Consider the following 23,719-nt stretch of genomic DNA (forward strand, 5'->3'; position numbering starts at 1 on the left):
AGACATACTCTTTTTAATAGGGACATGACATGGGAATGAAGATGCCTCACTGGTGGCTCTCGTGCTGCCTGATATCTGTGCCCGCTCTTTGCGCGAACCCGGCGGCAATCATCAATACCGGACAGCTTCGCGAAACGCAGGAACTCCCCTCGCTCAATGGCCGCGTCGCACCTGCGGCTGGCAAAGCCGCCCCCGGTTCGCTGCAGCTTGGCGATGCCGTCAACCGCGCCGTCACCTGGCACCCGGCCATCAGCGAAGCCGTGGGGAAACTCTACCAGCAGAGCGAAGAGGTGGACGTCGCTAAATCAAAATACTATCCGCAGATTAATGCCGGCGTGGACAACGGCTATTCCCATGACGGCGACCAGAACGGCTTTACCCCGTCGCTGGTGCTCTCTCTCTCACAGATGCTCTACGACTTTGGCAAAGTGGACAGCCAGGTGCGGGCCGAGAGCGCGGGCGTTGCCCAGCAGCAGGCCAACGTGCTGGTGAGTATCGACACTATCGCCCACGATACCGCCATCGCCATGGTGCAGGTGCAAACCTGGCAGCAGATGGTCGAGACCGCTAAAGAGCAGCTCGACGCCCTCTCCTCGATTGGCACGCTGACCCGCCAGCGTAACGACGAAGGGGCCACGTCGCTCTCTGACGTGGTGCAGACCGATGCCCGTATCGAAGGCGCCCGCGCCCAGCTGATGCAGTACCAGGCCAGCCTGGACAGCGCCCGCGCCACGCTGATGAGCTTTCTCGGCTGGAACAGCCTGAACGCAATCAGCAATGACTTTCCGCAAAAGCTGGGCCGGAGCTGCGACATTGCCGAGCCGGATGACCGTCTGGTGCCCGCGGTACTTGCCGCCTGGGCGCAGGCTAACGTCGCCCAGGCTAACCTCGACTACGCCGACGCGCAGATGACGCCCACCGTCTCGCTCGAGCCGGAGGTGCGTCACTACATGAACGATCGCTATGCGGGGAGCGAAACCCGGGATCGCACCCAGTATTCCGCATGGGTGAAAGTGCAGATGCCGCTCTACCAGGGCGGCGGCCTCACCGCCCGGCGTAACGCTGCCGGACACGCGGTGGAGGCGGCGCAGTCCACCGTTCAGCGTACGCGCCTTGATGTCCGCCAGAAACTGCTGGAAGCACGCAGCCAGGTGATGAGCCTGCAAAGCACGTTGCAAATCCAGGGCCGCCAGGAAGCCCTCAGCGCCCGCACCCGCGAACTGTACCAGCAGCAGTATCTCGATCTCGGCTCGCGCCCGCTGCTCGACGTGCTCAACGCCGAGCAGGAGGTCTATCAGGCGCGCTTCACCCAGCAGCAGACCCTCGGTCAGTTGCACCAGCTGCAGCTCAACTGCCTGTATAACACCGGGCAGCTGCGTCATGCGTTCGATCTTGATAACCGCACCATCCAGACCGTGGAGATCCAGCCATGAAGCAACGCGAAATCCCGCAGGGCGAAACGATGACGGATGAGGCGCTGGCGCAGTGGGCGCAGGCCTTTGGCTTTGTCGCCACGCGCTACCGCGTCGCCTGCTCCCCCGGCGCGCTGATCGCAGGCGCGCCGTGGCTGAAAGGCAAACCGATGGTTCCCGCCCTCACCCAGCTGGCCCGCGAAGCGGGGATGTCGTTTCAGCTTCTTACCGACGATCGGCAGGCGATCAACAGCTGGCGTCTGCCGGTGGTGGTGGCGATGAATGACGGCAGGATCGGCGTGATCGAGCATTTCGACGGGGACGATACGCTGGAGGTCAGCTTTTTCGACGATGACACCTACACCAACCGGCTGTCGATGACGGCGATGCTGCCCGCTATCCGCCACGTCATTGCCCTGCGTCCACTCGCCGCGCTGAAGGACAGCCGCGTGGATGCCTATATCTCAAAATACCGCCCTGACTGGCTCTACCGGCTGGTGATGCGCGACCTGCGTCCCTACAGCTGGGTCATGCTGGCCGCCCTCTTTATTAACGTGCTGTCGCTCTCCGGGATCGTCTTTTCCATGCAGGTGTACGACCGGGTGATCCCCGCGCAGTCCTACCCGACGCTTTACGTCCTGACCATCGGGGTGCTGATTGCCACCCTGTTTGGCTTTGTGCTGCGCGTGGCGCGCGGGCACATTATGGATCTGCTCGGCAAGCGCTCGGACATGCGCGTTTCGGATCGCGTCTTCGGCCACGCGCTGCGGCTGCGCAACAGCGCGATCCCCCGCTCCACCGGCAGCTTTATCTCTCAGCTGCGCGAGCTGGAGCAGATCCGCGAGATGGTGACCTCGTCCACCATCTCGACCATTGTCGACCTGCCCTTCTTTCTCCTGTTCGTGGTGGTGCTGGCGATCATCGCCCCGCAGCTGGCATGGATCGCCCCGGTCGCGGCGGTGATCATGGTCCTGCCCGGCCTGCTGCTGCAGAAGAAGCTGGCGGAGCTGGCAAAGCAGTCGGCCCATGAATCGACCCTGCGCAACGCGGTGCTGGTGGAGAGCGTGCAGGGGCTGGAAGACATCAAGCTGATGCAGGCGGAAAACCGCTTTTTGCAGCAGTGGAACAGCTATATCCAGATCACCGCCGAATCCGGCCTGCGCACCCGCGAGCTGACGCAGAACCTGATCAGCTGGGGGATGACCATTCAGAGCCTGGTCTACGCCGGGGTGATTGTGGTCGGCGCCCCGATGGTGATCGACGGCACCCTCACCACCGGTTCGGTGGTCGCCGCGTCGATGCTGGCCTCCCGCATGATCGCCCCGATGGCGACGCTGTGCGGCGTGCTGGCGCGCTGGCAGCAGGTCAAAGCGGCAAAAGAGGGGCTGGACAGCATCATGCAGCTTCCCACCGAAAACCAGCGCGAGGAGACGCCGATCCGCCAGGACGTGCTGCGCGGTCATTACCTCTTCGAGCAGGCGCAGTTTCGCTATCAGCCGGACGATCCGCGCATGGCGCTGCGCATTAACCGGCTGGAGATCAGACCGGGTGAGAAAGTGGCGATCCTCGGGCGCAACGGCGCGGGCAAATCGACCCTGCTGCAGGCCATGGCGGGCGGAATGGATCTGGCGGCCGGCGAGCTTCGGCTTGATAACTTCAGCCTGCCGCATCTCGACGTCGCCGACGTCCGGCGCAACGTCGGCTTTATGACCCAGAACGCCCGTCTGTTTTACGGCACCCTGCGCGAAAACATCACCCTCGGCATGCCGCGCGCCACCGACGAAGAGATTTTCGAGGCGCTGGAGCTGACCGGCGCGGCAGGCTTCGTGCAGAAGCTGCCCAAGGGGCTGGACTACCCGATCATGGAAAACGGCGTGGGATTATCCGGCGGGCAACGCCAGTCGATTCTGCTGGCGCGAATGCTGCTGCGCGATCCGAATATTGTGCTGATGGATGAACCCACCGCCTCGCTGGACGAGCACACCGAGCGGGAATTCATCCAGCGTCTGGGCGACTGGCTCGGGCATCGCACCCTGATTGTCGCCACGCATCGCGTGCCGGTGCTGGAACTGGTGGAGCGCGTCGTGGTGTTGAAAGAGGGGATGCTGGTGATGGACGCACCAAAGGCCCAGGCGCTGAACAACAGCCGTATGCAGCAGCAACAGCAGCAGGCAGCAACCGGACGGGAGTGGAAAAATGAAAATCAGTCAGCGTGACGTGGCGGCAATGGACGATCTGGATAACGCCCTCGACTCCGAAAGCGGCTACACCGGCGCGCGTCGGATCGTGATCTTCTCGCTGCTGATGTTTGTGGTGCTGGGCGTCTGGGCGTGGTTTGGCGTGCTGGATGAGGTATCAACCGGCTCGGGTAAAGTGATCCCCAGCTCGCGCGAGCAGGTCTTGCAGTCTCTCGACGGCGGGATCCTCACCGAGCTGAACGTCCACGAGGGCGATCAGGTGCAGGCCGGGCAGGTGCTGGCGCGGCTCGATCCGACGCGTTCCGAATCGAACGTCGGCGAAAGCGCGGCGCGCTACCGGGCTTCACTGGCCTCCAGCGCCCGCCTGTACGCCGAGGTGAACGATCTCCCGCTGAAGTTCCCCCCTTCGCTGGCAAAGTGGCCGGATCTGATTGCTGACGAAACGCGCCTCTACAACTCCCGCCGCGCGCAGCTGGAGGATACCCAGCGGGAGCTGCGCGCCGCGTTAGATCTCGCCAATAAGGAGCTGGCGATCACCCAGCGGCTGGTCAAAACCGGCGCCGCCAGCCACGTGGAGGTGCTGCGCCTGCAGCGGCAAAAAAGCGATCTGGAGCTGAAGCTCACCGACGTACGCTCGCAGTATTACGTTCAGGCGCGCGAGGCGTTATCCAAGGCCAACGCCGAGGTGGATATGGTTTCGGCGATCCTCAAAGGCCGCCAGGATTCCGTCACCCGTCTGACGGTAAAATCCCCGGTGCGCGGGATCGTGAAAAACATCAAGGTCACCACCATAGGCGGCGTGATCCCGCCCAACGGCGAGCTGATGGAGATTGTGCCGGTAGACGATCACCTGCTGATCGAAACCCGCCTGTCGCCGCGCGATATCGCCTTTATCCACCCGAACCAGGAGGCGCTGGTTAAAATCACCGCCTACGATTACGCCATTTACGGCGGCCTGCACGGGGTCGTCGAAACGATCTCTCCGGACACCATCCAGGACGAGGCCAAGCCGGAGGTGTTCTATTACCGGGTGTTTATCCGCACCAGCCAGGATTACCTGGTGAATAAGGCGGGCAGGCACTTCTCGATTGTGCCGGGGATGATTGCGACGGTAGATATTAAGACCGGCGAGAAAACGGTGCTGGATTATCTGATCAAGCCGTTTAACCGGGCGAAAGAGGCGCTGAGGGAGCGATAGTCAATCGCCGGGTGGCGGCTCCGCCTTACCCGGCCTACATACCCGGAGGCCCTTGCAAGCGCAGCGCCGCCGGGTATTTAACCGCACGTCAGAACTGGAACCTACCTCGAAATATTAATCTTTAGTCATGCATCCCACTTCCCTTCAGCCATCGCCAAGGTAATATTAACCGCAGACAAAAACGCACTTGCGCACTGTGCAGGAGTGCATTACTATTCAATCAGCTTCAAGGACTGGAGCTCAGCACCATTATGATTAGTTATTTTCGGGATCAATGGCTTGAGGATTTTTTTCTTTACGGCAGATCGAGCAATGTTATTCCTGCAAATCTGGAAACAGCGCTTGCGAGAAAGCTCGATATCATCAGGGCAGCAACCTCGCACAGGGATTTGCGATCGCCACCGGGCAATATGTATGAAGCATTGAATCCTCCGCTGAAGGGATATTCCTCAATCCGGGTAAACAGGCAATACAGGCTCGTATTTCGCTGGACAGAGGGTAAAGCAGAAGATCTCTACCTCTCTCCACACAAGTACACGCAACACAAGTGAGGCATCACCTATGACACTTCAACAGGCACTCCGCATACCCACCACGCCGGGCGACGTGTTGCAGTATGAGTATCTTGAACCGCTCAATCTGAAAATCAGCGATCTGGCGGAGATGCTCAATGTTCACCGCAACACCATCAGCGCGCTGGTCAATAACAATCGCAAGCTGACTGCCGATATGGCGATCAAACTGGCAAAAGCCTTTGATACCACGATTGAATTTTGGCTTAACTTACAGCTGAACGTCGATATCTGGGAAGCGCAATCCAACCCCAGGACGCAGGAGGAGCTAAGCCGTATAAAGACCGTTGCGGACGTCATGGCTAAGCGAAAATCTGGCCAGCCGGATGTAGCCTGATTCGGTAAACACTTCACCTATCAATACTTTTTCAGGAAGAAATCATGCGCCAACGAACCATTGTCTGCCCCATCATCCAGAATGACGGTGCCTACCTCCTGTGTAAAATGGCCGACGATCGCGGCGTGTTCCCCGGCCAGTGGGCTCTCTCCGGCGGTGGAATGGAGCCGGGCGAAACCATGGAACAGGCGTTGCGCCGTGAGATCCGCGAAGAGCTGGGCGAAGCGCTGGAGATTGTCTCGGTTACGCCATGGGCTTTTCGCGATGACATCAGGGTGAAAACCTACGCCGATGGCACCCCTGAGGAGATTTACATGATCTATCTGATCTTCGACTGCATCAGCGCCAACCGGGAAGTCACGTTTAATGAAGAGTTTCAGGAGATCGCCTGGGTTAATCCGGAGTCGTTAAAAGAGCTGGATCTCAACGCAGCCACGCGCATTACCTTCGCCCAAAAGGGCCTTCTTTAATCACCCACTGCCCCGGCGTTTTACCTGTCCATGCTCTGAAAACCTCAATAAATGCGCTGACGCTGCTGTAGCCGCAGGACAGCGCAATCCACCCTACCGGCTTCCCCGCCGCCAGCCACTCCATTGCCCGCATGACGCGAGCCAGCTGCCGCCAGTTAACAAAATTCATTCCGGTCTGGGCGCTAAACCGACGGTTGAACGTACGCACGCTCATCCCAGCATGAATAGCATGGCTCTCGACCGTCTGGTTATCATCGACAAACTGCAGCAAATGGCTGACCACGTTCTTCAGACGCGGATCCGTCGGCACGGGCAGAGAAAAGCGAGCCTGGGGCGTCAGGGCAAGCTCATCCAGCAGCAAAGCAAGCTTTCGCGGATCGTACTCGCTCTCTGCATCGCATAAACGGGAAAACAGTGCATGGGTGAGATCGTCGGGCTCGAACAGCGCGGGCGCATCGGGAAGCATTGCGCACACGGCGGGGTCAAGAAAGATAGCGCAGCCTTCTACCGCACTTTCGGAAAAAGCGGCGTGCTGCCGATCCGGAGGGATCCAGCCGATGTGTTTTGCCGGTACGACCGATCGCGTCTGCTGCGTCTCAATGACCAGCAGCCCCGTTGCAATGCGCCACAGCTGGCCGGTGCGATGACTGTGCCGGGGCGTTCGGTACCCGCCGGGATGAAGGAGCGTTTCAACACTGACCATATTATTTTGACCGAAAATCGTTATTCTTCGGCATATTAGAGAAACTGCGACTTCGGCTGTCAAGGATAATGGTGATTCAACCACATAAGGAGCCCGCATGAGCATTATCACGTCCCTGATAGCCCACATCGACAACGCCGCGCAGCGCGAAAAGATGGCCTGCCTGTTAACCCGCTTATTCAACGGCGATATCGATCCGGCAGAGGTATTTACGCCCGATTACCAGCAGTTTGCGGACGGTCACGCGCTTGACTACCGGGGTTTTGTCCAGCATCTGAGCCACGTAAGCTCACAGATCCGCGCAATCGCCTTTACCGTGGTGGAGATAGCCTGCCATGACGAACTTCTGGCTGACCGGCATATCGTGACGGTCACGTATCCTGATGGTCGTCAGGCAGAGATCGAGGTTTACCTGTTTGCCGCGCTGCGTGAAGGGAAAATCTGGCGGATCCATGAAGTCACGCGAGCACTCAGCGGCGATGCTGCAGATCGCACGCTGGCACACGCGACAGAATAACCTTACTCCGCCGGGCGCGGTGCGGCACTGTTATACACCCCAACGTAACGCGCAAATTTCCCGAGAAACACGCCGGCAAACACGCCGCCGGAGACGATCGCCAGCGCGCTCATGGCGGGCTGCTGCATCGTCTGGGGAGAGACCGCGCTCATCACGCCCAGCACATACTTCACGCCGAACGCCAGCATCATAAACGGCAGCGCGGTGTAGTCTGCCTGGCGGTAAAGGCTGCGCGGCGCATCTGCGCGGGTGATAACCGCCTGCTTAATCAGGATATACCCCAGCGCGGCCCCGGCGAGGATCCCCGCCGTCCACAATGCGACAGTTCCGGGCGTCAGGGTGCGGTAGACCACCAGATCGTAGATATCCCAGATTAGAAATATTGCCGGAATGATGGCAAGCCTCTCCAGCGTGACGGTGGCGGGCCTGCGGGCTTTAATGCCGCGAGAGATAAGGAAGATAAACAGCACCCACACCCAGGCGGGCGTGTGCGTAACGACACCGAACAGAAATTCAAACATGGAGATCTCCATGGACGATCGCGGCCCGTGCCGCCTGAACGCGTATTGCGCATAACGGCAGGAAAACCATTATGCGCAGGTCTTTTACAGCGATTTTTTCAGGCGTTGAACCGCTTCCTTCAGCTCTTCATCCGTTGGCGTGACAAACGACATACGCAGCGTTGAATGGTCTGGCTCATTGCAGTAGAAAAATTCGCCCGGCACAAATACTACGCCGTTACTTAACGTTTTTTCCAGCCAGCGGGTGGTATTACTACCATTTTTCATATTCGCCCACAGGAACATGCCGCCCTTCGGCTTGTGGAACGACATCACATCGCCCAGCTCGGCCTCCAGCTCGGTTGCGAACGTCTGGTATTTCTGGCGATAGGCTTCGCGGATCGTTTTAATCTGATCGGGCAGGCGACCGGTTTTCAGGTATTCATACGTCATCAGCTGCGACAGCGTGCTGGTGTGCAGGTCGGTGGTTTGCTTGAGGTTGACTACTGCGCGCTTCAGCCATTCCGGCACCAGCACCCAGCCCACGCGGGTCCCTGGAGCGAGAATTTTGGAGAAAGTCGAGGTATACACCACGTTCTCTTCGTTGCCGATATCTTTGGCATGGGCAATTAACGGGCGGAAAACTTCATCGGTATAATTAATTTCGCTGTACGGATCGTCTTCAATAATGACGAAGTCATAGCGCTTCGATAATTCCACCAGCTGTTTGCGACGCGCCTCAGAAAGGGTTACCCCGCCAGGGTTGCCAAACGTCGGAACAATATAGACCGCTTTGATGGTTTTATTTGCCGCCAGCGCTTCAAGCTCGTCGACCTTCATGCCGTCGCCGTCGGTGCCAACGGATTCAAAATTCGCCTGCGCCAGGCCAAATACCTGCAGCGCAGCAAGATAGGTTGGACGCTCAACCACAACGGTATCGCCCGGGTTAATTAATGCACGCGCCAGCACGTCGAGGGACTGCTGTGAACCGGAGGTCACGACCACATCATCCGCCTTGCAGCGGATCCCGCGCCCTTCGCAGATGCGCTGAATTTCTTCCCGCAGCCCCGGTACGCCTTCGGTCAGACCGTACTGAAAGGCCTCACCAAAATGCTGTGATAATACGGCATCAGCGGCAATTTTCAGCCCTTCGTGATCGAACAAGGCCGGGTTAGGAATACCCCCACCCAGCGAAATGACGCCGGCCATTTTGCTATGTTTTAATAATTCACGGATGGCAGATGATTGCAGGCCCTGCGCGCTGCTGGCGAGTTTATTCACAGACATTCTTTGCATACCTTCTTTTTTTATAGTGTGCCCAATCTTAGCAGAATATGGGCGATAAATTCCGTTAGCTTAGGGAGAGGTCGTAAATCCTGACGCCACAGCAAATGCACGGGTCTCGGCGCCGGAATATACGCCTCCAGCACCCGCACCAGCCTGCCGCTTTCCAGATCTTCCGCCACCAGAACCTCCGGCTGCAGCAGCAGTCCAGCCCCGGCTCTCGCGGCCATCCGCAGCCCGTAGCCGTCGTTGCATCTTAAGACCGCGTCCCGCTTCCAGCGCACTTCGCCCTCAACGCCCGGCAGCCGCCACTCGTTGCGCGCGGTCCACACGCTGTGGGACAGGCAGAGATGATCCACCAGATCGGCAGGGGTTTGCGGCGTACCGTAGTGCGCAAGGTAGTCCGGCGCGGCGCAGATCACCATCCGGTAAGGGCAGAGGTATTTCGCCACCAGATCGTCGTTGTGAATGTCGCCAATACGAAGGGCCAGATCGATACCCTCCTCCACCAGATCCACCATCCGGTTGGTGAGATCCAGCTCGATGCGCACCTCCGGGTAGCGTTGTAAAAAAGAGGCCGTAATCGGCGCGATCGCGCTGCCGCCAAACGAGGTGGGCGCCGTCACGCGCAGGGTGCCGGACGGCGCGGCGCGCAGGCGCTCCACGGCGCTTTCGGCGATCGCGACCTGCTCCAGCACCCGCTTCGCCTCGTCGAAATAGACCCGCCCGGCGTCGGTCAGGCTCTGGCGCCGCGTGTTACGCTCCAGCAGGCGGGTACCGAGCTGTGATTCCAGCAGCGCAACGTATTTCCCCACCATTACCGCCGACATCTCCAGCCGTGCCGCCGCGCCGGTAAAGCTGCCGCTTTCAACCACGGCAATAAAGGTCTCCATGCTGCGAAGCTTATCCATATTCCAAACCCCTGGTTAGCAATCTTCTAACTTTAGCCCAGTTTATCTCCATTTTTATTTATTAAAGAATGGGGGTTCACAACATAAGGAGTCAGCTATGAAAATCGTCATTATTGGTGCCAGCGGTACGGTCGGTCGTGCGGTAACGGAAGAGCTGAGTCGTCGCCACGAGGTCATCCGCGTCGGCCGCACGCAGGGCGACGAGCAGGTGGATATCACCTCGCAGGCGAGCGTCCAGGCGCTGTTTGAGAAAATCGGCCCGGTGGATGCGATTGTCTCCGCCAGCGGTGGCCTTTACTTTGGCCCGCTCGCGACCATGAAGGACAGCGACTTCAACCAGGGCCTGCAGGACAAGCTGCTCGGGCAGGTGCGCCTGGCGCTGACCGGCCAGCATTATCTGAACGAAGGCGGCTCTATTACGCTGATAAGCGGCATCGTGGCGCACGAGCCGATTGCCCAGGGCGTGAATGCCACCACGGTGAATGCGGCGCTGGAAGGGTTTGTCCGCGCCGCAGCCTGCGAGCTGCCGCGCGGGATCCGCATCAACCTGATTAGCCCGACGGTACTCACCGAATCCGTCGAAACCTACGACGGCTTCTTCCCGGGCTTTGAGAGCGTTCCCGCCGCGACCGTGGCGCAGGCCTATCGCCGCAGCGTGGAAGGCGTGCAGAGCGGGCGGGTGTATAGGGTGGGTTACTGAGCCTTACGGGCGGCGATCAGCACCAGCATCGGGCGCTCCGCCTCTTCGGCCAGCGCGGGCCAGGCGTCAATCTGCGCCTGCGCTGGCCCCCACTCGTTGACGTCGTTTATCGTTAATCCGGCCCCGATCAGCGCGTTAAGCGTGGTGCCGAGCGTGCGGTGGTATTTAACCACCCCGTCCGCCAGCCAGTTGCTGACGCGTTTGCCTTCATCCTGATAATGGTTCACGCCCCAGAACCGCTCGCCGTTATCGTCGGTCAGCCAGCCCTGACGGGTGGCGCAGGTGTAGATCGGGTGCTCCATTGAGAACACCAGGCTGCCGCCGGGCTTGAGCGCGCGCTGAACCCTGGCGAATAACGTATCCAGTTCCGGCAGGTAGTGCAGCGCCAGCGAGCTGTAGACCAGATCGAGGCTATTCTCGTTAAGCTTAAGAGATTCCAGATCGCTACGCTGATAGTGAATCTGTGGGTCAGCGGTAAGCTCCGCCGCGCGGGCGAGCATCTTTTCTGAGATATCGACCCCCGTGACGTCAGCAGCGCCCAGCTCGCGGGCCGCGCGGCAGAACCAGCCGTAGCCGCAGCCGAGATCGACAACCGATTTGCCGGTTAAATCCGGCAGCATACTTTTTAGCGCGGGCCACTCCGGCGCGCCGTCCAGACCCTGCACCGAGCGTGGAAGCCGGGCGTAGCCTTCAAAAAACGCCGGATTGTCGTAGATATTTTGTGCCATGGCAGATTCCTCTTTGAGAATGTGCCTGCCAGTATACGGCATTGCCTGCGGCCTGATACCTTCATCCCCCTCTCCCACAGGGAGAGGGAGAAATGCACGTCAACCCAGCGAGCCCCAGACAAGGTTGCCCTTATGGAACGTCGCGGTGCGAGGTGAAATGCGCGCCACGGCCTCGGCGGAGCAGGAGGCTCCACCAGCACAAAGCTGGCGTCGTCCTGCGCTTTCGGCCACACGCGCTCGCCTTTGTCGTTCAGCGGCAGCACGTCGCCGGTGGCGATACCGAGCGCGCGGGAGAGCGTCTGCTCGTTCGGGCGGATGTAGAGCTGAGCGTAAAGATTCGCTTTCTCCAGCATGTCCCCCAGACCGTACGGCGACCAGTGATCGATCACGCTGTCGGTCCCCGTCATCACGAACACGCCCTTCTCACGCAGCTGCTTCAGCGGCATATGCAAGGTGCCAATCGGCACGGTGGAGGCGATGGTCACCTGCTGCGCCGCCATGCGGGTGGCGATCTCATCTACCTGCTGCTCGTTGAGCGTCGCCAGAGCGAAGGCGTGGCTGATGGTCAGCTTGCCCTTCAGCTCCGGCGTTTTCTCCACGGTTTCCACCATATAGTTCACCGCCGCCACGCCCGCCGGGCTGGTTTCGTGCAGGTGGATATCCACCCCTTTGTCGTAGTCCAGCGCAATCTGGAACATGGTGTCGAGGGATTTCTCCATCGCGCCGTCGACGTTGGTAGGATCCAGCCCGCCCACGTAGTGCGCCCCGGCCTGCATCGCCTCGCGCATCAGTTTTTCTGAGTTTGACAGCAGCAGCCCGTGCTGCGGAAAAGCGACGATTTCGCAGTCAAAGCCGGGCTTACGGCGCGATAAAACCGCCTGCAGGTTTTCCAGATTCTTCAGGCCGGAGGTCGGCTCGATATTGCAGTGGCTGCGGGCGATGGTGGAGCCTTTCGACTGGATCAGATCGATCAGCTTTTCCGCGCGCTCCTGGGTGTAGGGCTGTAGCTCCGGCAGCAGCTTCTGCTCAAGGCGGATCATGTCCTGAATCGTCGTGCCCGCGGGGCGGTTCAGGGAGCGCCACGGACCGCCGTAAAAGGTTTTATCCAGGTGAATGTGCATGTCGCGCATCGCCGGGAGCATCAGCTTGCCGCCCGCATCGTAGTGCGGCAGCGTGGCGTCGGCGTGGCGCTTGTTATCGCGCAGGGCGACGATCTTCCCGTCTTTAATCTCCAGCGTTTTCAGCTCGGTGCGGGTGCTCGTCGCCACGCCGCCGTCGACGTTAAACCCGGCTTCGAGCAGCACGTTGTCCAGATAGTAATGTTTCGCGGTGATGCTCATCGGTTTGCCCGTCTCGCAGGTTGGCTTCGCGGAGTCAGCAGCATACGCGACGGATCCGGTGGCGCCAAACAGCGCGCAGGCGGTGACCATTTTGCCGCTGTGGCTGATAAATTCGCGGCGGCTTTTGTTTTCACTCATCTTATCTTCCTTCATTAACAATATGGGTGCCGGTTTCCCCGCGCAGCGCCGCGGGCAGGCTGTCCGGCGAGGTGATAATCACGCGCCTGCCGCCGTGGTGTAAAAATTCCAGCGAGGCGACGATTTTGGGGAGCATGCTGCCCGCCGGGAAGTGGCCCTCATCCCTGTAGCGCGTCATCTGCGCCACGCTGACGGTGTCCAGCGCCTGCTGGTTCGGCTTGCCGAAGTTGATGCACACCTTCTCCACGCCGGTGGTGATCGCCAGCACGTCGGCACCGATCTCGCGTGCCAGCAGCGCGGTAGAGAGATCTTTATCAATCACCGCATCGACGCTCTGGTAGTCGCCCTGCTCGCTGCGAATCACGGGGATCCCCCCGCCGCCCGCGCCGATCACCACAAAGCCTTTTTGCGTCAGCGTTTTGATGGCGTCGGCCTCAACGATGCGCAGCGGCTGCGGTGAGGCCACCACGCGACGGTAGCCACGGCCTGAATCCTCGACAAAATGCCAGTCCGGGTGTGCCTGCTGCAGCTCGTCGCGCTGCGCCTCGGTGAAGAACGCACCGATAGGTTTGGTAGGGTGAGTAAAGCCCGGATCGTTTTTATCCACCTCCACCTGCGTAACGACCGTGACCGCTTTTTGCTCCCCGCGCGCGGCCAGGCGGTTGTTGAGCGCCTGCTGGATCAGGTAGCCAATCCCGCCCTGGGTGTCCGCCACGCAGTTTGCCAGCGGGGTTAGCGGCAGCCCTTCCCGCTCGTGGGCGATTTCGGCGCGGCGCAGATCCAGCCCCACCTGGGGGCCGTTGCCGTGGGTGAGCACGATGTCATAGTCGGATGCCAGCATTTCCAGCACCGACTCTGCCACCGCTTTCACCGCCTGCGCCTGGTGTTCAATCGACTGGCTGGCGTTGTCTTTGATAATGCTGTTGCCGCCGATGGCGACGACCATAAGCTCTTTCATTTTGTGTCCTTTAGAAGGTGCGTTCTGGTGCCCTCACCCCGGCCCTCTCCCACAGGGAGAGGGGGAGTAACAGAGAAATCCAGCACATGCTTCACCACAAACATGCCGCCCATCATCAGATACGCGGTGACGAACATCAGCGAACTGCCCTCGGCAAAGCCCACCACCGGGGCATGGATCACGCCAAACAGCGCCAGCAGCGCCCCGACGGCGGCCGCAACGGCTCCGCGCAGCGGCTTGTTGATGATGGCGAAAATGGCGATACAGCCCCACAGCATGCTGGCGAGCGGCGCGCCGTTGCCGAGATGCACCAGGCCTTCGTAGTAAATTCCTTTGCTGTGCAGCACGTCGGTGCCGATCTTCGCCGCGCTGGTGCCCGCCGCCCCCATCACGCTGTTCATCATCGTCAGCGCCCAGTTGGCGATCCACGGGAACAGGCAGATGAAGATCACCGGCACCTCCACTTTGGGCGTTTCCCTTACCACCTGGTTGGCGGTAACAACACCGATAAACACCAGAATCGGCACGATGGCGGTCATCGGAATGATGGCGAGCATAAACGCCCCCAGCCCGAACAGCGGCACGATGAACATAGTCACGCCGGAGGCCAGCGTATAGCCGATGCTCGCGCCCATCGCTTTCCAGCCAGGATGGCCGACGTAGACGGTCACCGGGAACGGATTCCCCATCAGGCAGCCGAGCATCGACGCCAGACCGTTCGCCAGCATCACCTTACGCGTCGGGTACGCATCTCCCGCCGCGTGGGCGCTTTCGATGTTCTCCAGGTCAAAGATGTAGTTCGCCAGCCCCAGCGGCACGGCAGAGGCCAGATACGGCAGCGCGTGCGGCAGGCCCTGCATGAAGCTGTCCACGTGCACTTCCGGCGGGTTAAAGCCGAAGGATGACATGGACGCTTTAATCGCTTCCGGGCTTTGCAGGCCGGAGATCCACGCCAGTGCCGTACCGGCAATCAACAGCAGCAGACCGGTCGGGATACGGGCGAAAATCGGCTTTTTACCGAACCAGTTGATGAAGATCAGCAGCAGCACGATAAACGACACGGTCGGCGCTTCGAACGCCTGCAGCATCGGGTTCATCGCCAGCAGCAGCAGGCCCAAACCGGAGAGGCACGACAGCAGCACGGTGCGCGGGATCATCTTGCGGATGGTTTCCCCCAGGAACGAACCGCCCGCGAGGATCATCGCCTCCACGAAGCACCACACCAGGCCAATCTGGATCGCGAAGTCCGCATCGCCGGTCTGCTGATAAACCGGCATCAGCACCAGGAAAGTCACGGTAAAAATCGACGGCGCGCTCGGGCCGGACGGCAGCGCGGTCACGTCCGTACGCCCGGTGGCGCGCGCCATCTGCATGCCGAACCAGGCGTAGCAAATACTCGCGACCAGCACCGCCAGCCCGAAGGCCGGCGCGATGCGTCCATAAACAATCTCCTTCGGGATGCCGACGACAAAAATGAGCAGCCCCATCATGGTCAGCAAATTGGTCAGGTTATTGGTCATCAACCCGAAATACGCCGCCCAGTCACCTCTTTTCCACTCCAGCTTCATGTTTTTCATGGATGCATGCCTTATAAAAAGTAGCGATCGCGGAAGGTCAACAGCGCCTTTTCAAAACAGCTAAACGGCGGGTGAACGATGCCCGCCCCAATCATGCCGATGCCCGCGTCTTTATGGGCAATGGCGGTGTTAATCACCGGCAGAATGCCGCTGCCCGCGACTTTGGTGATGTCGATAGCGGTCGGAATGCCCATAAACGAGAGCAGCGGAATGGTGACGTTCGGGTTTTCGCCGAGGGTGATTTCGCGCATCTGGCGGGAAAAGTCGATGGCTTCCTCCACCGTGCCGCCCACCAGCGCAACGATTGCCGGGGCCGTCGCCATCGCAAAGCCGCCAATGCCGTAGGTTTCGGTGATGGCGCTGTCGCCGATGTCCAGCCCGGAGTCTTCCGGCTTATAGCCCGCGAACATCGGGCCAATTACCTGCTGCGCCGGGCCGGTGAACCACTGCCCCGGCAGGCCGGAAACGCGCAGGCCGAACTCGTATCCGTTACGCGCCATGGTGGTGACGATGGTGCTGTACTCAATGCCGTGAGCGGCGTCCAGCGCGGCCTTACACATCGCCATCCACGTCGGGCCGGAGAAGTAGTCGCTGCTGGCGACGAACTCGAACACCTCGCGCTGCTGCTCCACCGGATAGCCCGCCTGGATCAGCCCCGGCGTCAGCGCCTGGATCAACAGCGTGGTGCCCGCGTTGTTGCGGTTGTGGCACTCGTCGCCCATATGCAACGCCTGGGCCAGCATCAGGCGCAGGTCGATTTCGCCGACGATCTTCATCGCGTCGCGCAGCATCGGGCCAAGCACGTCGCGCATCCAGTTCAGGCGGTCGATCACGCTCTGGTCGTTGGCGCCCATGCGCAGGATCTTCGCCATCTGCTCGCTGAGGTTGGTGAACGCGCGGTTGCCGTAGGTTTTGTTCTCCACGATGTGCATAAACATCGACGCGGAGGTGATGCCCGCCATCGAGCCCACGCAGTCGTGCTCGTGGCACGGCGAGAAGGTAATTTCTCCCGAGGCGGCGAGCCTTGCCGCATCGTCCAGATCTTTCGCCAGCCCTTCAAACACCAGCGCCCCGGTGACCGCCCCCTTCATCGCCCCGCACATGTTCTCCCAGGCGACAGGCGGACCGGCGTGCAGAATGGTGGTGCGGGTCATGCCCGGCACAACGTTAATGGCCTGGTCATAGCCCACCAGCACCGGATGAGACTGAATAATGCGCTCAAGGGCGATTTGGTTAGCGGCGGCGATTTTCTCCGCCAGCGGTTTTTCCGCCAGCCGATCGAGCGCTTCAACGACCTGCATATTGCCCCGCCCCGGCGGCGTCCAGTCGAGCTGGGTGACGGGAACGTGCTGTTTTTTGAGATCGTCGCTGAACATAGCAATGCCGACGTTAATCACGTTCAGCGGCTGGTTGAATAAGGTCGTCATTATGCTTTCTCCCCTTTGCAGACAAATTCGCGTGCCAGTAATCCGGTGTTGGTGCTGCTGCTGGCCCAGATGACGCCTGCGTCGGTCAGCAGCTGGCACTGCTGCGCCAGCGACTGCGGATCCTGGTCAGTGCCGAGCACGTAGCCGAGAATTTCCAGCGGACGGTTATCGGCCTTCGCGATGGCCTGCGCCTCTTTAATGGCGTCGATCATTACGCCGACCGGATCCTCGTGCGCGCCGAAGCCCAGCACGAAGTCCATCACAATTACCCCGACTTCCGGGTCGCGGGCTTCCTGCAGCAGGCGGCTGATGCGATTGGTCGGGTCGATCATCGGGTGCGGCTTGCCGTTGGTGAAATCGTCGTCGCCAAAGTCGAGGAAGGTATGGGCTTTACTGACGCTTATGTCGCTCAGGCGCTTAGCCGGATCCGGCTGGATGTTGCTGTAGACGTCGTCGAATTTCGCAAGCGCCGCGAACATCGCCTCGTCGCACAGGGTGCCGCCGCAGAACAGGCCGCGAATGTACTTCTGCTGCGGGGTCAGGCGGGCGCGCACCTCTTCAATCAACGGCCAGTTGAGCGGATGCAGATCGAGGGACTCTTTATTGATGCCGGTGAGCAGGACCGCCTTCAGGGCCGCCTCTTTGGTGCCGCGCGCAAACTGCAGACCGTCTTCATCGGCGGGCGGTTCGCTATGCCCAAGGAAGCAGACAACCACCGGCTTACGGCAGGCGCGCGCGCGGGCCAGCACTTTCTCCGCCACGGCTGGCGCTGGCGGCTTGGAGATCAGCGCGATAACCTGGGTGCCCTCGTCGGCTTCCAGCATGTCGATGGCGTCGAGCATCATCAGGCCGCCGATTTTCTCGCTGAGATCGCGCCCGCCGGTGCCGATCAGCTGCGACACGCCGCCGCCGAATTCGTGAATGCGCACGCTCAGCTCCTGGCTGCCGGTGCCGGATGCGCCGACGATGCCAATCGGTCCGCGGCGCACCGCGTTGGCGAAGCACAATCCCGCGCCGTTGATGATGGCGGTGCCGCAGTCCGGCCCCATCATCAGCAGCCCTTTCTTATGCGCCAGCTGCTTCAGCGCCAGCTCGTCGTCGAGCGACACGTTATCGGAAAACAGCATCACGTTAAGATCGTTTTCCAGCGCCTGGCGCGCTTCGCGGGCGGCGAAGGTGCCGTTGACGGAAATCACCGCGAGGTTGCTCTCCGGGCGATGGGTTTTGGCGCTGGCAATCGTAGCGTAGCGCGCTTCATGGGTGCCGCCGCTCTCTTTACGCATGAACAGCGCTTCGATGGCCGCCAGCGTTTCATCATTCGCCGCGTCGCCTTTAATTACGATCATCAGGTCGCCGTTTTTGGCTTCCGCTAATTCCGGCGTTAATAGCCCGAGGTTTTTTAATACGCCTTTGTTCATTTCCGTCGCCATCGCGACAAACGCCTGCTCGACGCCCGGTAATTTATTGGCTTTGGTGGAAACGGACATTAATGAGACGGAGTCAAAATAGGTGTTCTTTTTTATGACGATTTTTGTGGGCATTATTTTCTCCTGAACGCGGATAAAAGGGGGCCGCCGTCGTGCAAAATGCACGTCGGTAAAAATGCTTTTTAAATTAACGGCCAGCCGGACGCGGCTGACCGAATGCGTTATGCGCCCGCCGCCAGCAGCAGGTCAGCTATTGCATCGAAGCCTTTTTCCCGCGCCAGCTCGAGCGGGGTTTTACCGTATTTATCGGTCATGTGCGGGTTCGCGCCGTGATCCAGCAGCAGCTTAACGATCTCCTGCTGCTTTGCGCCGCCGTCGTTGAGCACGATCGCTTCCAGCAGCGGCGTCCAGCCGACAAAGTTGGTGTGGTTGACGTTGATATCCGTTTTTTCCAGCAGCTCGCGCACGATCTCCACGTGCCCCTTTTCACTGGCAGGGGTAATGCCCACGCCGCCAAAGCGCGTCAGGCGATCGAGATCCGGATTTGCCGGAAGGACAAGGCGCAGCAGGGTGATATCGTTGGTCAGGCAGCTAATCAGGAAAGGGTTAAAGCAGGTCTGATCCTGTTTATCAATATCCGCCCCGGCGGCAATTAATAACGCCACGCAGTCATAATGCTTTTTCAGGCTGGCAATAATAACGGCGGTTCTTTTCTGTCGATTGGTGGCGTTAATATCCACGCCTTTCTCCAGACAGGCTTTTAGCGCATCGCTATTGCCCTCTTCTGCCGCCAGCAGAAATTCAGTAACGAGTTCGTTCGCAGACATATTCAGACTCCCGATGTTTTTATTTCTGTTGACCTGAGAATAGCAACAGCCTGGTGATAAAAGAATCCGCTTAAAAATGATTCATCGACAGTCAATTCATTGTTGAGATAAATTCAATAAACTGGTTAAAACGTGCGTCTGTGCAACCTTTTTCTTATGTTTCTCCGCTTTTTAGCGCTTCTGGCTGCATTATGCTTATGCCTGACGAAGCCTTACTGCGTGCGGCTTTCGACAAAGAGTCAGAACTGTGATCGGCTTCAAATGCGTTGTAACGACGCTGTTAAAATATGTTCAAAACTGATGGCTGAAGGGAGTGAGATATGAATTCCATCTTTACCGAGGAAAACCTGCTGGCCTTTACTACCGCCGCACGCTTCGGCAGCTTCAGCAAAGCCGCCGCCGAACTGGGCGTGACGACATCTGCCATCAGCTACACCATTAAGCGCATGGAGACCGGGCTGGACGTGGTGCTGTTCGTCCGCAGCACGCGCAGCATCGAGCTGACCGAGTCCGGGTTTTACTTTTACCGTAAGGCCACCGACCTGCTGAACGACTTTCACGCCATCAAGCGCGGGATTGATACCATTTCTCAGGGCATTGAGGCGCGGGTGCGCATCTGTATCAACCAGCTTTTGTATACCCCACGCCACACGGCGCGGCTGCTGCAGGTGCTGAAAAAGCAGTTTCCCACCTGTCAGATCACCGTGACCACCGAGGTCTACAACGGCGTCTGGGACTCCATCATCAACAACCAGGCCAACATCGCGATTGGCGCGCCGGACACGCTGCTGGACGGCGGCGGGATTGATTACACAGAGATCGGCGCCATTCGCTGGGTGTTTGCCATCGCGCCGGAACACCCGCTGGCATTCACCCCGGAACCAATAGCGGAAAGCCAGCTGCGCCTGTATCCCAACATCATGGTGGAAGATACCGCGCACACCATTAACAAAAAGGTTGGCTGGCTGCTGCACGGGCAGGAGGCGATTCTGGTCCCGGACTTTAACACCAAATGTCAGTGTCAGATCCTGGGCGAAGGGATTGGCTTTTTGCCGGAATACATGGTCCGCGAGGCGGTAGACACGGGGCTGCTGGTCACCCGACGGATAAACAACCCGCGTCAGGATTCGCGCATGCTGCTCGCCACGCAGCATGCCGCAACCGGCCAGGTCACGCGGTGGATCAAGCAGCAGTTTGGTCCGGCAGGGGTGCTGACCGATATCTATAGCGATTTACTGTGGCGCGCCTAGCTTTTGCTCTGTACCCAAAACGCGTGAATGAGGCCTGGGAAGTAGCCCAGCAGCGTCAGAAGAATGTTGATAATAAACGCCCAGCCTAACCCTTTACCCAACAGCACGCCCAGCGGCGGTATGAGGATCGTAAAAACAATACGCCAAAATCCCATATAAACACTCCGTTCAATCTAATCCATTGAAAATAATAAAGAGAACGCTGTAAGCATAGCCAGTTTATTCGTCTGTACCAGTTCCGGGCCTCGCGTTTACCCTCTTTTACGCTTTTGACGCTGGTTTAATGCACCGGATTAGTTTAGCATTCACTTAATTAAGCAAACACTAAACTATCATGACCGAACTCGAACAGCTTCAGGCCAGCGCCGGGCAGGCCGCCACACTTTTAAAAGCGATGAGCAACCCGCGTCGGCTGCTGATCCTCTGCACCCTGTGCGGAGCGCCCGGCACCAGCGCGGGGGAGCTTGCGCGAGCCACGGGGCTAAGTCCTTCCGCCACGTCGCAGCATCTGGCGCGCATGCGTGAGGAAGGGCTTATCGACAGCACCCGCGACGCGCAGCGCATTCTCTATTCCATTAAAAACGATGCGGTACATCAGCTTATCAGCACCCTGAAAACCCTTTATTGTCCGTAAGGAGCCGCCATGTCACTTCCTCTTCTTTCACCGCGTCAGGCCAATGCCCGGGTCGCTGAAGGCGCAAAACTGATTGATATTCGTGATGCCGACGAGTACGCCCGCGAGCATATTCCCGCCGCGCGGTCCGTGCCGCTGGATACCTTACCCGGCGCACTTAACGCGCAGGCGGGCGATACGGTGATTTTTCACTGCCAGTCCGGCGCCCGGACGTCGGGGAATGCCGAGCGCCTTGCTCAGGCCGCCGCGCCCGCAGAGGCATTTGTGGTCGAGGGGGGGATTCAGGGCTGGAAGCAGGCGGGGCTGCCAACCGTTGAAGACAAATCCCAGCCGCTGCCGCTGATGCGTCAGGTGCAAATTGCCGCCGGGCTGTTGATACTCTGCGGCGTGGTGCTGGGCTATAGCGTCTCCAGCGGCTTTTTCCTGCTCAGCGGTTTTGTCGGAGCCGGGCTGCTGTTCGCCGGTGTGACGGGCTTTTGCGGCATGGCGCGACTGCTCAAGGTGATGCCATGGAACCGGCGTACCTCATAAGCAGTAATCGGTGAAATACGCTGTACCCGGCGTCATGCGTGGGCTAAGGTGAAGATCGCTAAAACGATGAGGAGGTAATATGTTTTCTGTCGGTGATTATGTGCAACCGCGTAAAGGCGGCCCGAAACTGAAAGTGCTCGAAGTGAACGGTGACAGCATTGTGGCGGTTCAGGCCAGCAATGAGCAAGGCGAGAAATATACGCTGAAAGCCGCCGACGTGGCGCCTTATACCGAAGAAGGCGATTTCGGCGTCTGCTGAACAGTCAGCCGGGCGGCGTGTTCCGCCCGGCTCATCCGTTAGATCAGAAAATCATCCAGTGATTTACCGTCTGCCAGCGCGCTGGCGATAGGCTTCGGCGTGCGGCCCTGGCCGGTCCACGTTTTCTCTTCGCCGTTCTGGTCAATAAAGCGATATTTTGCTTCACGCGGCTTACGCTTTTTCGCTGGCTTACCCGCCTGCGCCAGTTCAGAACCCAGCAGGTCAGTCGGGGAAATACCATCGGCTTTCATCCGCTCCAGCAGAGCATTAATTTTTTCCTGTTGCTCAGCACGCTGCTGCTCTAATTCCGTCAGCTCGCTGCGTTTCTCTTCAGTAACGACCCTGACCTTTTCCAGCATTTCCTCAAGAACGTCCAGGGATAATTCACGCGCCATGGCGCGCAGGGTTCGGATATTATTAAGATTCTGTAACGTCAAAGACATATTATTTGAAAACCTTTTCTTTGGGGGATAAATAGATAAATCGCCGACAGAATAATTCATTTGAGTTGAAATATCTACCCAAGGGTCCGTACGGGCATCAGCGTTAATATATTTAGAACTCGCTGTTAATAATAGCGCAAGGCGCTGACAGGACACCAGTGAATCCAATCACCACATTAATATAAATAGCCAACCTTAATCCAAACCGCAGCATACTCCACCGCTATCAGGTGGGGATTCCTGCTTCTCGCCACCCACAAAAACAAGCTGTTGATTTTAATATGAAAAATATCAAACGAGACAGATTATAACGATCGGAACAAAAAACGAACAACTTTAGAGAATTTTGTGGACAAAAGGCGATTAAATAAAAATTAATAACTAGTTGTTAGTTCAAACACAGAGATATACGCTATACACGTCAAACAAACCAACCTAAAGCACTAACCGCTGAAGGAAAATCGTTTCTTTTGTGTTCTTCTCAAGGAGTTCAGACATGTTCTCGCCGCAATCTCGCCTGCGCCACGCGGTGGCGGATACTTTCGCGATGGTTGTTTACTGTTCCGTCGTGAACATGCTGATCGAAATATTCCTCTCCGGAATGTCCTTCGAGCAGTCGCTTTCTTCTCGTCTGGTGGCGATCCCGGTCAATATTATTATTGCATGGCCTTATGGTTTATACCGCGATGCGGTAATGCGCTTCGCGCGTCGTATCAGTCCTGCAGGCTGGGTGAAAAACCTGGCGGACGTTCTGGCGTATGTGACGTTCCAGTCGCCGGTTTACGTGGCCATTCTCCTGACAGTCGGTGCAGACTGGCACCAGATCGCTGCGGCGGTGAGTTCGAATATCGTTATTTCGATGTTGATGGGAGCCGTTTACGGCTATTTCCTCGACTACTGTCGCCGCCTGTTTAAGGTCAGCCAGTACAGCCAGGCAAAAGCGTGATGTGAAGCGACTGGCGCACGCCAGTCGCGGATTTACTGTACGTCGCCAAACAGTCCCTTCAAAAATCGCTCCAGCGCCATACGCGAACTGAAACCGTGCGGAATACCATAATGCTCATGCCGTTCACCGCCTAAATAGAGCGGAAATTGCTGATAATGATCGCAGGTTTTAATATCCGAGGCAGGCTCAGCAAATGACAGACTTCTGTCTTTCAGCGTCGGGTGAATAATGAGAGCGGTACGTCCCATTCTTGCTTCGCGATTAACATAAACATAATTCTCGCCGCGGCGATATCCATACGCTTTTGGCGTCACCTCATCCATGGTGAATCCCTCTTTTTCAAGAACGCGTGCCACCTCGTCAGGTCGTAAATACATATCTTTTCCTCGTTATCTTTTCCTGCCCGGCAACCTTACAGTATTCAGCAATAGC

The 23,719-nt window shown here is 58.7% G+C and carries 26 protein-coding genes and 1 pseudogene; 13 read left to right on the forward strand and 14 right to left on the reverse strand.

Going from position 1 to position 23,719, the window contains the following annotated elements:
* Positions 1-29: 29 nt before the first annotated feature.
* The 6 genes from SPH27_RS17680 (at position 30) to nudI (ending at position 6,187) form a co-directional block, all read left to right on the forward strand.
* Entirely contained in the window at positions 30-1,433 is a 1,404-nt protein-coding gene (locus tag SPH27_RS17680; RefSeq protein WP_039263438.1) for a TolC family outer membrane protein, read from the forward strand.
* On the forward strand, positions 1,430-3,628 hold the full coding sequence (locus tag SPH27_RS17685) for a type I secretion system permease/ATPase (RefSeq protein ID WP_182072755.1): 2,199 nt from the start codon (positions 1,430-1,432) through the stop codon (positions 3,626-3,628). Before SPH27_RS17680 ends, SPH27_RS17685 begins: the two co-directional genes overlap by 4 nt.
* A 10-nt stretch (positions 3,629-3,638) precedes the next feature.
* On the forward strand, positions 3,639-4,808 hold the full coding sequence (locus SPH27_RS17690; protein ID WP_086374946.1) for an HlyD family efflux transporter periplasmic adaptor subunit: 1,170 nt from the start codon (positions 3,639-3,641) through the stop codon (positions 4,806-4,808).
* Positions 4,809-5,059: 251 nt separating this feature from the next.
* On the forward strand, positions 5,060-5,359 hold the full coding sequence (locus SPH27_RS17695; protein ID WP_033146338.1) for a type II toxin-antitoxin system RelE/ParE family toxin: 300 nt from the start codon (positions 5,060-5,062) through the stop codon (positions 5,357-5,359).
* 10 nt (positions 5,360-5,369) lie between these two features.
* A complete protein-coding gene (locus SPH27_RS17700) occupies positions 5,370-5,717 on the forward strand; it encodes a HigA family addiction module antitoxin (protein WP_182072757.1) in 348 nt (115 codons plus the stop codon).
* A gap of 44 nt (positions 5,718-5,761) precedes the next feature.
* Positions 5,762-6,187 carry a nucleoside triphosphatase NudI gene (gene nudI, locus SPH27_RS17705; protein ID WP_182072759.1) on the forward strand — a complete coding sequence of 142 codons (426 nt, stop codon included), beginning with the start codon at positions 5,762-5,764 and terminating at the stop codon, positions 6,185-6,187.
* Here the strand turns inward: nudI and SPH27_RS17710 are convergent.
* Complete coding sequence (locus SPH27_RS17710; protein ID WP_207167826.1) at positions 6,159-6,890, reverse strand: helix-turn-helix domain-containing protein; 732 nt, start codon at positions 6,888-6,890, stop codon at positions 6,159-6,161. The genes nudI and SPH27_RS17710 overlap by 29 nt on opposite strands.
* A gap of 97 nt (positions 6,891-6,987) precedes the next feature.
* On the opposite strand from SPH27_RS17710, the gene SPH27_RS17715 reads away from it, so the two are divergent.
* Positions 6,988-7,407, forward strand: coding sequence for a nuclear transport factor 2 family protein (locus SPH27_RS17715; protein ID WP_182072763.1), 420 nt, complete (start codon positions 6,988-6,990; stop codon positions 7,405-7,407).
* Between the two features lie 2 nt (positions 7,408-7,409).
* On the opposite strand, the gene SPH27_RS17720 is transcribed toward SPH27_RS17715, so the two are convergent.
* The 3 genes from SPH27_RS17720 to SPH27_RS17730 form a co-directional block, all read right to left on the reverse strand.
* Positions 7,410-7,928 carry a DUF6622 family protein gene (locus tag SPH27_RS17720; protein WP_182072765.1) on the reverse strand — a complete coding sequence of 173 codons (519 nt, stop codon included), beginning with the start codon at positions 7,926-7,928 and terminating at the stop codon, positions 7,410-7,412.
* Positions 7,929-8,012: 84 nt separating this feature from the next.
* Entirely contained in the window at positions 8,013-9,194 is a 1,182-nt protein-coding gene (locus SPH27_RS17725) for a PLP-dependent aminotransferase family protein (protein WP_048979785.1), read from the reverse strand.
* A 20-nt stretch (positions 9,195-9,214) separates the two neighbouring features.
* Positions 9,215-10,102, reverse strand: coding sequence for a LysR family transcriptional regulator (locus tag SPH27_RS17730; RefSeq protein ID WP_182072767.1), 888 nt, complete (start codon positions 10,100-10,102; stop codon positions 9,215-9,217).
* Positions 10,103-10,199: 97 nt separating this feature from the next.
* On the opposite strand from SPH27_RS17730, the gene SPH27_RS17735 reads away from it, so the two are divergent.
* On the forward strand, positions 10,200-10,802 hold the full coding sequence (locus SPH27_RS17735) for a short chain dehydrogenase (RefSeq protein ID WP_045888791.1): 603 nt from the start codon (positions 10,200-10,202) through the stop codon (positions 10,800-10,802).
* Here the strand turns inward: SPH27_RS17735 and SPH27_RS17740 are convergent.
* From SPH27_RS17740 to SPH27_RS17770, 7 genes and pseudogenes are all read right to left on the reverse strand, one after another.
* Positions 10,796-11,530 (reverse strand): class I SAM-dependent methyltransferase, encoded by a 735-nt coding sequence (locus SPH27_RS17740; RefSeq protein ID WP_048979788.1) that lies wholly within the window; start codon positions 11,528-11,530, stop codon positions 10,796-10,798. The two genes, SPH27_RS17735 and SPH27_RS17740, sit on opposite strands and share 7 nt — an antisense overlap.
* 99 nt (positions 11,531-11,629) lie before the next feature.
* Positions 11,630-13,008, reverse strand: a pseudogene (locus SPH27_RS17745) (amidohydrolase family protein).
* 1 nt (position 13,009) lies between these two features.
* A complete protein-coding gene (locus SPH27_RS17750; RefSeq protein ID WP_033146348.1) occupies positions 13,010-13,966 on the reverse strand; it encodes a carbamate kinase family protein in 957 nt (318 codons plus the stop codon).
* Positions 13,963-15,543 (reverse strand): hypothetical protein, encoded by a 1,581-nt coding sequence (locus tag SPH27_RS17755; RefSeq protein WP_039263425.1) that lies wholly within the window; start codon positions 15,541-15,543, stop codon positions 13,963-13,965. Before SPH27_RS17755 ends, SPH27_RS17750 begins: the two co-directional genes overlap by 4 nt.
* A gap of 11 nt (positions 15,544-15,554) precedes the next feature.
* Positions 15,555-16,970, reverse strand: coding sequence for a DUF1116 domain-containing protein (locus tag SPH27_RS17760; RefSeq protein WP_182072771.1), 1,416 nt, complete (start codon positions 16,968-16,970; stop codon positions 15,555-15,557).
* Positions 16,970-18,511: an acyl-CoA synthetase FdrA gene (gene fdrA, locus SPH27_RS17765; protein ID WP_182072773.1), complete on the reverse strand. Its 1,542-nt coding sequence runs from the start codon at positions 18,509-18,511 to the stop codon at positions 16,970-16,972. The genes SPH27_RS17760 and fdrA overlap by 1 nt, the downstream gene beginning before the upstream one ends.
* A 107-nt stretch (positions 18,512-18,618) precedes the next feature.
* The gene (locus tag SPH27_RS17770) at positions 18,619-19,224 is read right to left on the reverse strand and encodes an ankyrin repeat domain-containing protein (RefSeq protein WP_039263421.1); all 606 of its coding nucleotides are present in this window, start codon (positions 19,222-19,224) and stop codon (positions 18,619-18,621) included.
* Positions 19,225-19,544: 320 nt separating this feature from the next.
* Between SPH27_RS17770 and SPH27_RS17775 the strand changes: the two genes are divergently transcribed.
* The gene (locus tag SPH27_RS17775; RefSeq protein WP_045888794.1) at positions 19,545-20,474 is read left to right on the forward strand and encodes a LysR substrate-binding domain-containing protein; all 930 of its coding nucleotides are present in this window, start codon (positions 19,545-19,547) and stop codon (positions 20,472-20,474) included.
* On the opposite strand, the gene SPH27_RS17780 is transcribed toward SPH27_RS17775, so the two are convergent.
* Entirely contained in the window at positions 20,471-20,629 is a 159-nt protein-coding gene (locus tag SPH27_RS17780; protein ID WP_059312464.1) for a YqaE/Pmp3 family membrane protein, read from the reverse strand. The two genes, SPH27_RS17775 and SPH27_RS17780, sit on opposite strands and share 4 nt — an antisense overlap.
* Before the next feature lie 179 nt (positions 20,630-20,808).
* Between SPH27_RS17780 and SPH27_RS17785 the strand changes: the two genes are divergently transcribed.
* From SPH27_RS17785 to SPH27_RS17795, 3 genes are all read left to right on the forward strand, one after another.
* On the forward strand, positions 20,809-21,108 hold the full coding sequence (locus SPH27_RS17785; RefSeq protein WP_029742056.1) for an ArsR/SmtB family transcription factor: 300 nt from the start codon (positions 20,809-20,811) through the stop codon (positions 21,106-21,108).
* Positions 21,109-21,117: 9 nt separating this feature from the next.
* Complete coding sequence (locus SPH27_RS17790) at positions 21,118-21,639, forward strand: rhodanese family protein (RefSeq protein ID WP_064673542.1); 522 nt, start codon at positions 21,118-21,120, stop codon at positions 21,637-21,639.
* Between the two features lie 79 nt (positions 21,640-21,718).
* Positions 21,719-21,898, forward strand: coding sequence for a hypothetical protein (locus SPH27_RS17795; protein ID WP_023308920.1), 180 nt, complete (start codon positions 21,719-21,721; stop codon positions 21,896-21,898).
* A 38-nt stretch (positions 21,899-21,936) separates the two neighbouring features.
* Here the strand turns inward: SPH27_RS17795 and stpA are convergent, their stop codons facing one another.
* Entirely contained in the window at positions 21,937-22,341 is a 405-nt protein-coding gene (gene stpA, locus SPH27_RS17800) for a DNA-binding protein StpA (RefSeq protein WP_033146355.1), read from the reverse strand.
* Positions 22,342-22,837: 496 nt separating this feature from the next.
* On the opposite strand from stpA, the gene alaE reads away from it, so the two are divergent.
* Positions 22,838-23,287: an L-alanine exporter AlaE gene (gene alaE, locus SPH27_RS17805; protein WP_008502567.1), complete on the forward strand. Its 450-nt coding sequence runs from the start codon at positions 22,838-22,840 to the stop codon at positions 23,285-23,287.
* A gap of 32 nt (positions 23,288-23,319) precedes the next feature.
* Here the strand turns inward: alaE and SPH27_RS17810 are convergent, their stop codons facing one another.
* Positions 23,320-23,664: a DUF2002 family protein gene (locus tag SPH27_RS17810; RefSeq protein WP_023308923.1), complete on the reverse strand. Its 345-nt coding sequence runs from the start codon at positions 23,662-23,664 to the stop codon at positions 23,320-23,322.
* Between the last annotated feature and the right edge of the window lie 55 nt (positions 23,665-23,719).

This window comes from Enterobacter sp. A103 (genome assembly GCF_034427535.1).
Lineage (GTDB): Bacteria > Pseudomonadota > Gammaproteobacteria > Enterobacterales > Enterobacteriaceae > Enterobacter > Enterobacter asburiae_B.

Coding starts and splice junctions, on each gene's coding strand:
- SPH27_RS17680 (WP_039263438.1), top strand. CDS start 30: ATGGGAATGAAGATGCCTCACTGGTGGCTCTCGTGCTGCCTGATATCT.
- SPH27_RS17730 (WP_182072767.1), bottom strand. CDS start 10,102: ATGGATAAGCTTCGCAGCATGGAGACCTTTATTGCCGTGGTTGAAAGC.
- SPH27_RS17810 (WP_023308923.1), bottom strand. CDS start 23,664: ATGTATTTACGACCTGACGAGGTGGCACGCGTTCTTGAAAAAGAGGGA.
- SPH27_RS17690 (WP_086374946.1), top strand. CDS start 3,639: ATGGACGATCTGGATAACGCCCTCGACTCCGAAAGCGGCTACACCGGC.
- SPH27_RS17715 (WP_182072763.1), top strand. CDS start 6,988: ATGAGCATTATCACGTCCCTGATAGCCCACATCGACAACGCCGCGCAG.
- alaE (WP_008502567.1), top strand. CDS start 22,838: ATGTTCTCGCCGCAATCTCGCCTGCGCCACGCGGTGGCGGATACTTTC.
- SPH27_RS17735 (WP_045888791.1), top strand. CDS start 10,200: ATGAAAATCGTCATTATTGGTGCCAGCGGTACGGTCGGTCGTGCGGTA.
- SPH27_RS17790 (WP_064673542.1), top strand. CDS start 21,118: ATGTCACTTCCTCTTCTTTCACCGCGTCAGGCCAATGCCCGGGTCGCT.
- SPH27_RS17795 (WP_023308920.1), top strand. CDS start 21,719: ATGTTTTCTGTCGGTGATTATGTGCAACCGCGTAAAGGCGGCCCGAAA.
- nudI (WP_182072759.1), top strand. CDS start 5,762: ATGCGCCAACGAACCATTGTCTGCCCCATCATCCAGAATGACGGTGCC.
- SPH27_RS17760 (WP_182072771.1), bottom strand. CDS start 16,970: ATGACGACCTTATTCAACCAGCCGCTGAACGTGATTAACGTCGGCATT.
- SPH27_RS17785 (WP_029742056.1), top strand. CDS start 20,809: ATGACCGAACTCGAACAGCTTCAGGCCAGCGCCGGGCAGGCCGCCACA.
- SPH27_RS17770 (WP_039263421.1), bottom strand. CDS start 19,224: ATGTCTGCGAACGAACTCGTTACTGAATTTCTGCTGGCGGCAGAAGAG.
- SPH27_RS17710 (WP_207167826.1), bottom strand. CDS start 6,890: ATGGTCAGTGTTGAAACGCTCCTTCATCCCGGCGGGTACCGAACGCCC.
- fdrA (WP_182072773.1), bottom strand. CDS start 18,511: ATGCCCACAAAAATCGTCATAAAAAAGAACACCTATTTTGACTCCGTC.
- SPH27_RS17740 (WP_048979788.1), bottom strand. CDS start 11,530: ATGGCACAAAATATCTACGACAATCCGGCGTTTTTTGAAGGCTACGCC.
- SPH27_RS17750 (WP_033146348.1), bottom strand. CDS start 13,966: ATGAAAGAGCTTATGGTCGTCGCCATCGGCGGCAACAGCATTATCAAA.
- SPH27_RS17695 (WP_033146338.1), top strand. CDS start 5,060: ATGATTAGTTATTTTCGGGATCAATGGCTTGAGGATTTTTTTCTTTAC.
- SPH27_RS17720 (WP_182072765.1), bottom strand. CDS start 7,928: ATGTTTGAATTTCTGTTCGGTGTCGTTACGCACACGCCCGCCTGGGTG.
- SPH27_RS17755 (WP_039263425.1), bottom strand. CDS start 15,543: ATGAAAAACATGAAGCTGGAGTGGAAAAGAGGTGACTGGGCGGCGTAT.
- SPH27_RS17685 (WP_182072755.1), top strand. CDS start 1,430: ATGAAGCAACGCGAAATCCCGCAGGGCGAAACGATGACGGATGAGGCG.
- stpA (WP_033146355.1), bottom strand. CDS start 22,341: ATGTCTTTGACGTTACAGAATCTTAATAATATCCGAACCCTGCGCGCC.
- SPH27_RS17700 (WP_182072757.1), top strand. CDS start 5,370: ATGACACTTCAACAGGCACTCCGCATACCCACCACGCCGGGCGACGTG.
- SPH27_RS17780 (WP_059312464.1), bottom strand. CDS start 20,629: ATGGGATTTTGGCGTATTGTTTTTACGATCCTCATACCGCCGCTGGGC.
- SPH27_RS17775 (WP_045888794.1), top strand. CDS start 19,545: ATGAATTCCATCTTTACCGAGGAAAACCTGCTGGCCTTTACTACCGCC.
- SPH27_RS17725 (WP_048979785.1), bottom strand. CDS start 9,194: ATGTCTGTGAATAAACTCGCCAGCAGCGCGCAGGGCCTGCAATCATCT.